12 protein-coding genes are annotated in these 12,537 nt (G+C 60.6%); 10 read left to right on the top strand and 2 right to left on the bottom strand.

Annotation, left to right across the window (positions count from 1 at the left end):
- Positions 1-830 precede the first annotated feature (830 nt).
- The 7 genes from mraZ to mraY are packed head-to-tail and all read left to right on the top strand — an operon-like array spanning position 831 to position 8,463.
- Entirely contained in the window at positions 831-1,334 is a 504-nt protein-coding gene (gene mraZ / locus K529_RS03810; protein ID WP_074712538.1) for a division/cell wall cluster transcriptional repressor MraZ, read from the top strand.
- Between the two features lie 3 nt (positions 1,335-1,337).
- Positions 1,338-2,327, top strand: coding sequence for a 16S rRNA (cytosine(1402)-N(4))-methyltransferase RsmH (gene rsmH, locus K529_RS03805; protein ID WP_046002862.1), 990 nt, complete (start codon positions 1,338-1,340; stop codon positions 2,325-2,327).
- Positions 2,327-2,674 (top strand): cell division protein FtsL, encoded by a 348-nt coding sequence (gene ftsL / locus K529_RS03800; RefSeq protein ID WP_046002861.1) that lies wholly within the window; start codon positions 2,327-2,329, stop codon positions 2,672-2,674. The genes rsmH and ftsL overlap by 1 nt, the downstream gene beginning before the upstream one ends.
- Positions 2,671-4,452 carry a peptidoglycan D,D-transpeptidase FtsI family protein gene (locus tag K529_RS03795; protein WP_046002860.1) on the top strand — a complete coding sequence of 594 codons (1,782 nt, stop codon included), beginning with the start codon at positions 2,671-2,673 and terminating at the stop codon, positions 4,450-4,452. Before ftsL ends, K529_RS03795 begins: the two co-directional genes overlap by 4 nt.
- 14 nt (positions 4,453-4,466) lie before the next feature.
- The gene (locus tag K529_RS03790) at positions 4,467-5,951 is read left to right on the top strand and encodes a UDP-N-acetylmuramoyl-L-alanyl-D-glutamate--2,6-diaminopimelate ligase (RefSeq protein ID WP_046002859.1); all 1,485 of its coding nucleotides are present in this window, start codon (positions 4,467-4,469) and stop codon (positions 5,949-5,951) included.
- Positions 5,948-7,339, top strand: coding sequence for a UDP-N-acetylmuramoyl-tripeptide--D-alanyl-D-alanine ligase (locus K529_RS03785; protein ID WP_046002858.1), 1,392 nt, complete (start codon positions 5,948-5,950; stop codon positions 7,337-7,339). Before K529_RS03790 ends, K529_RS03785 begins: the two co-directional genes overlap by 4 nt.
- A 41-nt stretch (positions 7,340-7,380) precedes the next feature.
- Positions 7,381-8,463: a phospho-N-acetylmuramoyl-pentapeptide-transferase gene (mraY, locus tag K529_RS03780; protein WP_005639991.1), complete on the top strand. Its 1,083-nt coding sequence runs from the start codon at positions 7,381-7,383 to the stop codon at positions 8,461-8,463.
- A gap of 356 nt (positions 8,464-8,819) precedes the next feature.
- Here the strand turns inward: mraY and K529_RS03775 are convergent, their stop codons facing one another.
- Both K529_RS03775 and K529_RS03770 read right to left on the bottom strand, forming a co-directional pair.
- Positions 8,820-9,284, bottom strand: coding sequence for a hypothetical protein (locus K529_RS03775; RefSeq protein WP_227512284.1), 465 nt, complete (start codon positions 9,282-9,284; stop codon positions 8,820-8,822).
- A gap of 320 nt (positions 9,285-9,604) precedes the next feature.
- Positions 9,605-10,675, bottom strand: a complete 1,071-nt coding sequence (locus K529_RS03770; protein ID WP_046002857.1) for an Mrp/NBP35 family ATP-binding protein — start codon at positions 10,673-10,675, stop codon at positions 9,605-9,607.
- 320 nt (positions 10,676-10,995) lie between these two features.
- On the opposite strand from K529_RS03770, the gene K529_RS03765 reads away from it, so the two are divergent.
- The 3 genes from K529_RS03765 to K529_RS03755 all read left to right on the top strand — a co-directional run bounded on the left by K529_RS03765 (position 10,996) and on the right by K529_RS03755 (position 12,515).
- A complete protein-coding gene (locus K529_RS03765) occupies positions 10,996-11,217 on the top strand; it encodes a DUF1127 domain-containing protein (protein WP_005653679.1) in 222 nt (73 codons plus the stop codon).
- Between the two features lie 596 nt (positions 11,218-11,813).
- Positions 11,814-12,254, top strand: coding sequence for a DUF4265 domain-containing protein (locus K529_RS03760; protein ID WP_157859750.1), 441 nt, complete (start codon positions 11,814-11,816; stop codon positions 12,252-12,254).
- 24 nt (positions 12,255-12,278) lie between these two features.
- A complete protein-coding gene (locus K529_RS03755) occupies positions 12,279-12,515 on the top strand; it encodes a hypothetical protein (RefSeq protein WP_065328022.1) in 237 nt (78 codons plus the stop codon).
- The last annotated feature ends 22 nt before the right edge of the window (positions 12,516-12,537 follow it).

Here is a 12,537-nt window from a genome sequence, read left to right as displayed (position 1 = left end):
ATGAAGCACGACTGTTCGCCCTGACCTCAAAGTAAGAATGTCACCGCATGGTGTGCTCAAAGCAGCTTTAAACGCCCCTTCAATCCCACTTCAGCCCAAAAACTGGTTGCTGTAAAAAAGTCCGTAAATCACTGCAAAAAAGTCCGTCACGCTACAACAACGCTACAATGGGAAACCACGGCACCCCTGCTGATGGGAAATCATGGGCGGTATGGGAAACCATGGTCCGAGCATAGCTCCCAGCGAAAACGAATCACATCAAACCATGGGATTCAGGGCTTTTCGCACCCAACCTTGCCAAAAATAGAGAACATAAGGAAAACAAAATCCACCCACCTGCTCTCGACAGAAAGAAATGCGGGAAAATAGGGGAAGTTTTTCGCGGCAACAATGAGGCATATATATGGTGTGGATGCGCGTCCACGACCCCACATCCTGCAAAAATCCTCTTTTGAGCCCTTGAACAGCTCCGCAAGATGCGACTCAAAGCACCGATTCCCACAAGAAATCCTCAAAAATCCCTTGCAGTCCCATGCATTCCCAGAGTATCCCTAATTCATCGGATGAAGACGGAGAGCACGGGGCACAAAACGACCCCAACGTCAAAATACGGCAGGTTTCATACAGGCCTTCGCTTTCATCACAAAGAGAGATCCGGCGCGCGGGCGAGCAGACATCCCCCCAGGTGGCGCGCGCAGTCGGACACCCCGCACAGCGGGTCAAGGTGGCGGGTTGATCAGTGGCAGCGGATCAACCCGCCCCTTTTAGTTTCAGGCCCCGCGTTCAGGAGGAACCGGGGAAAAGCGCGGGACGCGAGAAAGGGCGGCACATTGGGTCGCAGGTTCAGAGGCGAGAGCCACCATAAGGTGGACAGCAAGGGGCGGGTGTCTATCCCGGCCTCTTTTCGCCGTGTGCTTGAGGCCTCTGATCCGAACTGGCAGCCCGGTGACGCCCCCGAACTGGTGATCGTCTACGGCGATCAGCGCCGCCAATACCTTGAATGCTACACCATGGAAGCCATTGAAGAGGTCGACGCCAAGATCGCCGCCCTGCCCCGTGGCTCCAAGGGCCGCAAGATCCTTGAGCGCATGTTCAACGGACAGTCCCTGCCGACCACCGTGGACGAAACGGGCCGCCTTGTGCTGCCTGCAAAACTGCGCCAAAAGATCGACCTCGATGGTGAGGCCTTCTTTATCGCCTCCGGTGACACCTTCCAGATCTGGAAGCCCGAGACCTACGAAGAGGTCGAGATGGCCGAAGCCGAGAAGATGATGGAAGACCTGCCCGAAGACTTCGACCCCCTTGAATTCCTAGACGGCGCCGGAGGCGCATAACCCATGACGGACCGCACCGCTGCTCCCTCCGGTCCCCATGTTCCTGTCCTGCTGAAACCGCTTCTGGAGGCGGTGGCGCCGGTCACGGGCCGCTGGCTTGATGGCACATTCGGTGCCGGAGGCTACACCAAGGGTCTCTTGGCGGCGGGTGCCGAGCAGGTCATCGGCGTCGACCGTGACCCGCTGGCCTTCGAGATGGCGCAGGATTGGGCGGCAGAGTATGGCGCGCGCCTGGTGCTGCAACAGGGCGTGTTCTCGCGCATGGATGAATACGCCTCTGATCTGGATGGCGTGGTGCTGGACCTTGGCGTCTCCTCGATGCAGCTGGATCTGGCAGAGCGCGGCTTTTCCTTTATGAAGGACGGCCCGCTGGACATGCGTATGTCGCAAGATGGGCCGTCGGCCGCGGATCTGGTGGCCGAGCTCACCGAGGTGCAACTGGCCGATATCCTTTACAGTTTTGGCGAAGAGCGCGCCTCGCGCCGGATTGCCAAGGCGATCGTGCGGGAACGCGCGCTGGAGCCGATCACCACCACCCTGCGTCTGGCCGAAATCATCGAGAGCTGCCTGCCGCGCCCAAAACCCGGTCAGTCCCACCCGGCGACCCGCAGCTTTCAGGCGCTGCGCATCGCGGTGAATGGCGAATATGAGGAACTGATGGGCGGGCTGCTGGCCGCAGAACGCGCGCTTAAACCCGGCGGGCTGCTGGCGGTTGTAACCTTCCATTCGGTCGAGGACCGCATGGTCAAGCGCTTCTTCCAGCACCGTGCCAATAAGACCGGCAATGCCAACCGTTACGCGCCCGCAATGGAAGAGCAGCCCAGCCAGTTTGAGCTGGTGACCCGCAAGGCCGTTGGCCCCGACAAGGACGAGCTGGCGCAGAACCCGCGCTCGCGCTCGGCCCTGTTGCGCGTGGGTCGGCGCACCGATGCCGCTCCGGTAGAGATCACCGCCAAGGAACTGAGCATGCCGCAGTTGAAAGAGACGCGCTGATGAGAACCCTTGCCTATATGATGACGATCCTCGCGGTCTTTGGTCTGGCGTTCTGGGCCTACCGCGAGAATTACGCCACCCAGCAGGTGCTGAAGGAAACGCGCGTTTTGCGGGGCGATATTGCCTCTGCTCAGGTGCGGCTGAGCGTGCTGCGTGCGGAATGGGCTTATCTCAACCGTCCCGACCGCCTGCGTGATCTGGCAGAACTGAATTTTGAAAGCCTCGGCCTTCTGCCCCTGCGCCCGGAACAATTTGGCCGCGTGGATGAGGTCTCCTTCCCGCCCTCCGGTCTGGTGATTGAAGAGGGCGTCGAAGTGTCGGCCTATGGACAGGAAGCAGACGAATGATCCGCACGCCACTGCGCCCCCTCGCCCGTATCCTGCCCGCCCGTGCCCGTGGCGAGAACCCCGACCTGATCGAGCGCGAAAACATCGCCCAGCGTCACAGCGACATGGAAGCCCGCGCCCGGACCCGCGCGGAGGGCCGCCTGCTGGTGCTCGCGGCGTTCTTTGTCTGCGCTTATGTGGCGATTGGCGGACGTATGGCGGTGATGGCCACATCTGAACCTGCTGAGCCCGTCTCGGTCGGGGGCAGCGCCATTGCCAACCAGCGCGCCGATATTGTGGACCGTGAGGGCCGCATCCTTGCCACCAACTTTGAGACATTCTCGCTCTACGCACAGCCACCGCAAATGGTTGACCCGCTGGATGCCGCCGATAAGCTGGTGTCGATCTTCCCGGATCTGGACCGCGAACGCCTCGTTAAGGACTTCACAGGAAGCCGTAAGTTCCTGTGGATCAAAAAGAAAATCAGCCCTGAGCAAATGCAGGCGGTGCATGATATCGGCGACCCCGGCCTGATGTTCGGCCCGCGTGAGATGCGCCTTTATCCCAATGGCAAGCTGGCCTCCCATGTGCTCGGTGGGGCCTCCTTTGGCAAAGAAGGCGTAAATGCCGCCGAGGTGATCGGCGTTGCGGGTGTGGAAAAGCAATTCGACGACTACCTGCGCGACCCTGCCAATGGCGGCAAGCCGCTTGAGTTGAGCCTTGATCTGTCCATTCAGGACGCCACCGAAGAAGTACTTTACGGTGGCATGAAGCTGATGAACGCCAAGGGTGCGACCTCGATCCTGATGGATGTCTACACAGGCGAGGTGATCTCGGTTGCGTCGCTGCCCGATTTTGATCCCAACGAGCGCCCGCGCCCGCCCACCTCTGGTTTTGATCCGTCGGAAAGCCCGCTGTTCAACCGCGCGGTTCAGGGGGTCTATGAGCTGGGCTCCACCTTCAAGATCTTTACCGCCGCGCAAGCGATGGAGCTGGGGCTGGTCAATCCGGACACCATCATCGACATTCGCGGTCCGCTGCGCTGGGGCAAGTTCTCCATCCGCGATTTCAGCAACTACGGCAAAGAGTTGTCGGTGACGCGCATTATCGAGAAATCCTCGAACATCGGCACTGCGCGCCTTGCCCAACAGATCGGCACCGAACGCCAGCGCGCTTTCCTTGACCGTCTTGGTATGCTCAAGGCGACGCCGTTTGAGATCGTCGAAGCCTCTGGCGGCCAGCCTTTGCTGCCCAAGAACTGGTCGGAGCTTTCGACCATGACCATCTCTTATGGCCACGGTATTTCCACCACGCCGATGCATCTGGCGGCGGGCTATGCGGCAATTGCCAATGGCGGGCGTCTCGTACAGCCCACGATCCTGAAACAGAACGGCCCGCAGATGGGCGAGCGCATCGTCAGCGAAGACGTCGCGCGCGCCTCGCTCGATATGCTGCGCGGCGTTGTCAGCAGCGGCACGGCCTCGATGGCGGATGTGTCCGGCTATAGCGTCGGCGGCAAGACCGGCTCTGCCGACAAGCCCAAGCCGATGGGCGGCTATTACAAAGACAAGGTGATCGCCACATTTGCCGCCGTCTTCCCCACCGATGAGCCCAAATATGTGCTGATCGTGACGCTGGACGAGCCGGAGATCATCGCCCTCGACAAGGACCGCCGCACCGCGGGTTGGACGGCTGCCCCGGTGGCCGGCGAGATGATTGCGCGTCTCGCGCCGCTCCTTGGCCTCAGACCGCAGATTGAACCTGCCCCTGTCACTGGTGTAACCCTCACCTCAAATTAACAGGTGGGGACGCCATGACCGAAAGACCAGCGCTAAAGCTCAGCCAGTTGGGACTGACCGCAAGGGCGGGGATGGACCCGCAGATCACAGGGCTTGCGGTGGACAGCCGCGAGGTGCAGCAGGGCTTTGTTTTTGCAGCCCTTCCCGGCTCTCGGGTGCATGGTGCCAAATTCGTCGATCAGGTGCTCGATCAGGGCGCGGTTGCGATTCTCACTGACACAGCAGGGGCCGAGATCGCAGGCGAGGCAATCGCCCGCGCAGGCGCAGCACTTGTGGTGGCAGAGGACCCGCGTCAGGCGCTTTCGGGGGCAGCGGCCCTGTGGTTCGGCGGGCAACCGCCGGTGATGGCGGCGGTGACGGGCACCAATGGCAAGACCTCGGTGTCGACCTTCCTGCGCATGATCTGGACCGAGTTGGGCCATCAGGCGGTGAACCTTGGCACCACCGGCATTGAGGGCGCATGGTCGCACCCGCTCGCCCATACCACGCCCGAGCCGATCACGCTGCACCGCGCGCTCGCAGCGGCAGCAGAGGCCGGTGTGACCCACGCGGCGATGGAAGCCTCCTCGCATGGGCTGGACCAGCGACGTCTGGACGGCGTGCAACTGTCGGCGGCGGGGTTTACCAACTTCACCCAAGACCATCTGGACTACCACGAAACCTTCGAGGCCTATTTCGCCGCCAAGGCAGGTCTGTTCCGCCGGGTTCTGTCCGAAGATGGCGTGGCCGTTATCAATATGACCGATCCCAAAGGTGCGGAGATGCGCGCCATTGCCGCCGCGCGCGGCCAGGAGATTATCACCGTAGGTCGGGGACTTGGCGATATTGCCCTGATGGGCATGCGGGTTGATGCCACCGGGCAGGATATCCGGTTCACATGGCACGACCGCCCCTTTGCCAAACGGCTGAACCTCATTGGCGGCTTTCAAGCGGAAAACGTGCTGGTTGCGGCAGGGCTTGCGATTGCCAGCGGCGAAGACCCGGTGCAGGTCTTTGACACCCTCCCCCACCTCAGCACGGTCCGCGGCCGGATGGAACTGGCGGCAACGCGCGAAAACGGTGCCACGGTGTTTGTGGACTATGCCCACACCCCTGATGCGGTTGCGACGGCGATCAAGGCATTGCGCCCGCATGTTCTGGGACGTCTGGTGGCCATCGTCGGCGCAGGTGGGGACCGCGATGCGACCAAGCGCCCGTTGATGGGACAGGCCGCGCATGAAAACGCCGATGCGGTCATCGTCACCGATGACAACCCCCGTTCAGAAGATCCCGCCGCGATCCGCGCTGCCGTCATGGGCGGTGCGCCCGATGCGCTCAATGTCGGCGACCGCGCCGAAGCAATCCTGCGCGGTGTCGACATGCTGGAGCCGGGTGATGCGCTCCTGATCTGCGGCAAGGGTCATGAGAGCGGCCAGACCATTGGCTCCGATGTGTTGCCTTTTGACGATGTCGAACAGGCCAGCATGGCCGTCGCCGCATTGGACGGGAGAATGGTATGAGCCTCTGGACCTCTGCAGACGCCGCTGCCGCCACCGGGGGGCGTGCGACCTCCGACTGGGCGGTGGACGGCATCTCGATCGACACCCGCACCCTTGCGCCCGGGGATCTCTTTGTCGCGCTCAAGGCCGCGCGCGATGGGCATGACTTTGTCGCGCAGGCACTGGCCAAGGGCGCAGGCGCTGCACTGGTCTCGCATATCCCCGAAGGTGTCGCCGAAGGTTCACCCCTATTGGTGGTCGATGACGTACAGACCGCGCTTGAGGCCTTGGGCCGTGCGGGGCGTGCCCGCACCAAAGCCCGCGTGGTGGCGGTGACCGGATCGGTCGGCAAGACCTCCACCAAGGAAATGCTCGCCGCGATGCTCGCGCCTCAGGGGCGCACCCATGCGGCGGTGGCCAGCTATAACAACCACTGGGGCGTGCCGCTGACACTGGCGCGGATGCCTGCGGATACGGAATTCGCGGTGATCGAGCTCGGCATGAACCACCCCGGCGAGATCGCGCCGCTGTCGCGCCAGGCTCGCCCGCATGTGGCGCTGGTGACGACCGTGGCCGCCGTGCACCTTGAGGCCTTTGAGGATGTGGCCGGGATCGCCCGTGAAAAGGCCGCCATCATCGAAGGGCTGGAGCCGGGCGGCATCGCGGTGCTGAACGCCGATCTGGACGAAACCCCGGTGCTGCGCGCCGTGGCAGAGGCCGCAGGCATCGAGACCCGCTGGTTTGGCCAGAGCGCCGACGCCTATCGCCTCAAGGATGCAGAGCTCGACGGGGATGTGACCCGCGCGCATCTGTCGCTGGCCGGGCGCGACGTCACCGCCAACATTCAATCGCTGGGCACGCATTTTGCCATGAACGCCACCGGCGCGCTGGCATCGGTGCTGGCGCTTGGCGGCGATCTTGATCTGGCGCTGGCCGGGCTGGCGGGATGGTCGCCGGTCAAAGGGCGCGGCGCGCGGTTCAGTGTGGATTTGCCCTCGGGGCCGGTGGCGGTGCTGGATGATGCCTATAACGCCAACCCGACCTCGATGGCCGCAGCACTGACGGTGCTGGCTGCCACCCCGACCACGGGCCGCAGGATCGCCTATCTGGCCGATATGAAAGAGCTTGGCCCGCAAGAGGCCGAGTTGCACGCCGCCCTCGCCGCGCATCCTGCACTGGATCGCATCGATCAGATCCACTGCATCGGCCCCTTGATGAAACACCTCTTTGACGCGCTGCCCGCGACCAAGCGCGGCATATGGGTTGAGACCTCGGCCGAGGCCGCCGCTGCCCTGCCCGCCCATATCAGCGGCGGCGATGCGGTGCTGGCAAAAGGGTCGCTGTCGATGGCGGTGGCGCGCGTGGTTGACGCGATCCGGGAAATCGGTCAAGGCAACCCACCTTCGTGAATCGTAAAGATAGACCACATTAAAACAGGAACCGCACTGGAATGCTCTATTGGTTGACCGCACTGTCGGACGGGGGGGATTTCTTTAACCTCTTCCGCTACATCACCTTCCGCGCAGGCGGAGCCTTCCTGACCGCGCTGATCTTTGGCTTTGTCTTCGGCAAGCCCCTGATCAATGTGCTGCGCAAGCGGCAAGGTAAGGGCCAGCCGATCCGCAATGACGGCCCGGAGGCGCATCTTGCCAAGGTCGGCACCCCCACCATGGGCGGGCTGCTGATTGTCGGAGCCTTGCTGTTTTCGACCCTCGTCTGGGCGCGCTGGGACAACCCGTTTGTGTGGCTGGTGCTGTTTGTGACGCTGTCGTTTGGCCTCATCGGGTTTGCCGATGATTATGCCAAGGTTTCAAAACAAAACACCAAAGGCGTGCCCGGCAAGGTGCGTCTGCTGCTCGGTTTCCTGATTGCAATCGTGGCCGCGCTCTGGGCGAGCTGGAACCACCCGGCGGAGCTGCAAAACCAATTGGCGATGCCGATTTTCAAGGACGTTTTGCTGAACCTTGGCTATCTCTATGTGCCGTTCTGCATCTGCGTGATCGTGGGCGCGGCCAATGCGGTGAACCTGACCGATGGTCTGGACGGGCTGGCCATTATGCCGGTGATGATCGCGGCCGGAACGCTTGGCATCATCGCCTATGCGGTGGGGCGCGTTGACTTTTCCGAATATCTCGACGTGCATTACGTGCCGGGCACCGGTGAGATCCTGATCTTCACCTCTGCGCTCTTTGGCGGGGGGCTTGGGTTCCTGTGGTACAACGCCCCGCCGGCTGCAGTGTTCATGGGCGACACCGGATCGCTGGCCTTGGGTGGCGCACTGGGGGCGATTGCGATCTCGACCAAACACGAGCTGGTGCTGGCCATTGTCGGCGGTCTTTTTGTGGTCGAAGCGCTGTCGGTGATCATTCAGGTGCTTTACTTCAAACGCACTGGCAAACGGGTGTTTTTGATGGCGCCGATCCATCACCACTATGAGAAAAAAGGCTGGGCGGAGCCGACGATCGTGATCCGGTTCTGGATCATCTCGCTGATCCTCGCGATGATCGGTCTGGCAACGCTGAAGGTGCGCTGAGCCACGCCGAAGGGACGCTTGCAGCCTGAGCCGCAGCGTCTGTTTAACATCTGAGCTATGAAAGCCGCGCGGGGGAAACCTTGGCGCGGCTTCGTTCATTAAGGATGACGGCGCCGCCATAGGGGCGGAGCATCGGCTGACCCCGAAAAGTCAGATCCTGTGAGCCTCAATCGGACCCGCCCTGCACCCAATGAGGGGGTGGTCTCTGGGGGCCGGTCTCCTGTGATATGTCGCGACACCCGCCAGCATAGGGCAACGGGGTGAAAACACCCTGAGCAGAGCGCGCGGTGGGGGCGCAACGGCAGAGGGCGGTTGAAAAGCAATCTGGCGAGGCGCGAGAGATCCCGGCTCAAGTTTCAGAGCTGCTTAACTGCCTGTTTCACCAACCTGAGGCACCGAGAAGAAAGATAAGGCGCCACCGCGTCAATGCCCAGATCGCGGCGGCTGAGAAAGACCGCCAGAGCGAACGCTCTGGTGGGTTGGGTCATATAGCCACTCCAGCCTGCTTCATCGGCTGCCTGCAATTGAAACACGCCAAAACCTGCGATGATACATCCCAGATCGGTCGCCAGTTCATGTGCCCCCGCACCTCCTGGGACGTCATCAACCCAATTGTCCAGCCGCGCGTGCATCAGCTCATGTGCCAGAGTATTCACGAACTGCAGCGGATATTTCATCTGCTCCGGGTCGTAGTGAATGACGGGGATGCCTGCGCTGTTGTCATAAGCCCCTGCAACTGACGAGAGCGCATTATAGTCGAGGCGATATTCACCCGGCAAAACATCAAGAGGAACAATTTCGATCCGCTGATCTATTTTCATATGCCGTTGAATATCCGCAAGTACCTGTTCTGCGGTATCTTGCCCAATTCCCTTAGGTGCCTGAAAGAATGCACGAGTTGGCAGAACAAGCTGATCAGGTGGTTCAAACCTGTCATCGAACCAATCAAAGCAATCGAATATCCAGGAGCGCATGTCTTCTGAAACACGTGAACGGAACCCAAACACCGGCGCCTCCTGAATATTGAAAATCACAATTTGAATGCATATCTAAGATAGCCTATCGCCAAACTCAGTGCACAAAAAAACCTTTTAGTCAAAATCTTATGCGCCGGTCCGCAGAGGATAAATCCTTAGCGCCCCTACGCCATGCCGCCTTCGACCAGTCCCTTGGCGATGCGCGCGTAGGCCTCGGCCATGACGCCCTCTCCAGCGGCGATGGGCGTGCCGTTGTCGCCGGCCAGCCGGGTCTCCAGATCAATCGGCAAGGCCCCGAGGAGCGGCAGGCCCAGGTCCTTGGCTTCGGCCGCGACGCCGCCGTTGCCAAATATATTATGGGTGCCGCCGCAATCGGGGCAGGTAAAGAAAGACATATTCTCAATGAGGCCCAGCACCGGGGTTTTGAGCGTGTTGAACATATCGAGCGCCTTACGGGCATCCAGAAGGGCGACATCCTGTGGGGTGGAGACCACGATCGCGCCTGACAGTTCGGCCTTGGTGCAGAGCGTGAGTTGCACGTCTCCCGTGCCCGGCGGCAGGTCGACGATCAACACATCCAACTCGCCCCAGTTCACTTGCCCCAGCATCTGCTGCAGCGCCCCCATCAGCATCGGCCCGCGCCAGACCACGGCCTTGCGCTCCTCGACCATAAAGCCAATCGACATCACCGTGACCCCATGGGCATGGAGCGGCTCTATGGTGGTGCCATCGGGGCTGGCCGGACGGCCAGAGACCCCCATCATGCGCGGCTGGGACGGCCCGTAAATATCAGCGTCCAAGAGCCCGACCTTGCGCCCCTGCCGGGCCAGCGCCACCGCGAGATTGGCGCTGACGGTCGATTTGCCAACGCCGCCTTTGCCCGAGGCCACCGCGAGGATGCGCCCGACGCCCGAGGGTTTCATCGGCGCGGCCTGCGGTTTGGGGTGACCGCCGAGTTTAAGACTGGGGGCAGCTTTTTGCGGCGCGGGGCCATGGGCGGTCAGCACCACCGAGACCTCCTCGACGCCGGGCAGTTCTTTTACGCAGGCCTCGGCGGCGCGGCGCAGGGTTTCCATCTGGGCGGCCATCTCTGGCGAGGGGGCTTCAATCACGAATCTCACCGTGCTGCCCTCGATACTGAGGGCGCGCAGCATGTCGCGCGACACCAATGTGCCCCCGCCCGGAAGCGCAAGACGGTCCAATGCGGTGCGAATCTCTTCCTTGGTGACCGACATGGGGGAAACTCCTGTTTTGTGCCAAATTCGGGGCCGTGACAGATATAGGCATGCTGCGTCCGCCTGCCCAAGCGTCAAATTGCCCGCATGGGGGCGCAGGCGACCATTTGTTGCCCGTGTATACATCAATCTGAAAGATTGTCGCTCAGCCATTGGGCAAAAGTAGAAAAATATCGTATCTACCCATGCACTTGCTGCATAGCAGAATTGTCCATTCCCCGGATTGTGCATTTGCAGCATTTCATTATCTTAAGGATCAACAGAGACACAGACAGTCAGTCGGGCACACGGTCCGGACGACACATAAGCGAGACGAGACGATGGCAATTCTGAACACGATCCATGCACCCAAATCCTTCACCACCGGCGGTGTGACCGGGATGATTGAGGCTGCTCGTGCCCGCTTTGCGCAATATCGCGTTTACCGCAAGACGCTGAGCGAGCTGGGCGAGCTGAGCAACCGCGAACTGGCGGATCTGGGTCTCAACCGCTCCATGCTGAAGCGCATTGCTCTTGAAGCTGCGTACGGCGAGGTTAAGTAAAGAACAAACGAGATCAGGTCCTTTCTCCTCCTCCCTTAAGGACCTGTCCTACGCGGTGGCATCCTCCTCCTCCCTGATGCCACCGCACCTAATACCGGCGAGAGCCGGAACCAGATGCACCGGGTTTCCTCCTCCCTTTTAACCTGGTGTTTGACAGAACGGCGGTGCCCTCTCCTCCTCCCTGGGCGCCGCCGTTTCCTGTTGTGGGGAGGCAAGTTTCCTAGTGTGCTCTTGTGATGCTGCGCGGGGTCTGACGGGCCTCCCCTTCCAACCCGCATTGCACGCGCGCCATCTCCCCAGAGTTTATTCAGACATCATTCCGTGCCGCACCGGCAGCGTTGTGACGGCGGATCGTGTCACCCTGCTGGTGGTCATACCGACACCCTTGGGCATCCAATTCTATCAAGGCTGAACAGTTTAACTGACACCTTCCGAATTGCCGCAAGCGGACACATATGTATAGACGGTTGGGGGGAATGCGGACAAAGTGAGCTTTCGCTGCGACGGTGCCAATGGCGGCTGCAAGGTTCGGCTAAGGTAGTGACACAACGTCAGGCGCAACCTAACGTAGACATATGAACGCAACGAACAATCAAATGCAAAAGATCATATTTGGTCTCGGCTCAGACACTTGGCATGGTTTTTCAACTGAAAGTATTTGGGCAACCAATCTTGGTTCCGGTGTCCATCAGATTGAGAATTCGCCGTTCTTTGCAAAAGGCATCAGCTTAAGGGACGCAGTCATGACGAGCCAGGTTGAAGGCCAAATAAAAGTTGTCGGCCTCGGTCCAAAATCTGGGCATTCCACGTACCGAATTCTTGTTGCGCAGGGCAAACATGATCCAACGCTGTTTGCCGAACTTTGGGAGCCACTCGAGCGCCTTGGATGCTCATACGAACACGGAGACTTTGGATACCAACTGTACGCGGTAGACGTTCCCAAGAAAGTAGAGATCGAAATCGCGTATGCGTTTTTGGAACGCGGAGAGCAAAAAGGCGCATGGGATTTCGAAGAAGGCCACTGCGGTCATTTGTGACAGCAACTTGCATTGATTGTGTGCATGACCGCAATGAAGCAGCCATTCGTGCATTCCGCAGCACTCAGTAAAATGGACTCTCTACCGACCTTCACCGCACGCTGCCCCAATGTCAGCACTGGCGGTTTGATTGCTCAGGAATGTCGGTCCTCACTGAACATACCTGTCGATTTCCGCTGCACATGGATGATCAGTTTGCTGTCGGACAGCAGTCACGCCACGCGTCATGATGCGGCTGATCGGCGCTTTGATTTCATCTGAGAGGTTGCATCTGGGGGATGGC

This window comes from Tritonibacter mobilis F1926, assembly GCF_000376545.2.
Classification (GTDB): domain Bacteria; phylum Pseudomonadota; class Alphaproteobacteria; order Rhodobacterales; family Rhodobacteraceae; genus Epibacterium; species Epibacterium mobile.
The sequence above is the reverse complement of the archived record's forward strand: the minus strand, read 5'-3'. Positions and strand labels throughout refer to the sequence as shown.

Coding starts and splice junctions, on each gene's coding strand:
- rsmH (WP_046002862.1), top strand. CDS start 1,338: ATGACGGACCGCACCGCTGCTCCCTCCGGTCCCCATGTTCCTGTCCTG.
- ftsL (WP_046002861.1), top strand. CDS start 2,327: ATGAGAACCCTTGCCTATATGATGACGATCCTCGCGGTCTTTGGTCTG.
- K529_RS03795 (WP_046002860.1), top strand. CDS start 2,671: ATGATCCGCACGCCACTGCGCCCCCTCGCCCGTATCCTGCCCGCCCGT.
- K529_RS03790 (WP_046002859.1), top strand. CDS start 4,467: ATGACCGAAAGACCAGCGCTAAAGCTCAGCCAGTTGGGACTGACCGCA.
- K529_RS03785 (WP_046002858.1), top strand. CDS start 5,948: ATGAGCCTCTGGACCTCTGCAGACGCCGCTGCCGCCACCGGGGGGCGT.
- mraY (WP_005639991.1), top strand. CDS start 7,381: ATGCTCTATTGGTTGACCGCACTGTCGGACGGGGGGGATTTCTTTAAC.
- K529_RS03775 (WP_227512284.1), bottom strand. CDS start 9,284: ATGAAAATAGATCAGCGGATCGAAATTGTTCCTCTTGATGTTTTGCCG.
- K529_RS03770 (WP_046002857.1), bottom strand. CDS start 10,675: ATGTCGGTCACCAAGGAAGAGATTCGCACCGCATTGGACCGTCTTGCG.
- K529_RS03765 (WP_005653679.1), top strand. CDS start 10,996: ATGGCAATTCTGAACACGATCCATGCACCCAAATCCTTCACCACCGGC.
- K529_RS03760 (WP_157859750.1), top strand. CDS start 11,814: ATGCAAAAGATCATATTTGGTCTCGGCTCAGACACTTGGCATGGTTTT.
- K529_RS03755 (WP_065328022.1), top strand. CDS start 12,279: ATGACCGCAATGAAGCAGCCATTCGTGCATTCCGCAGCACTCAGTAAA.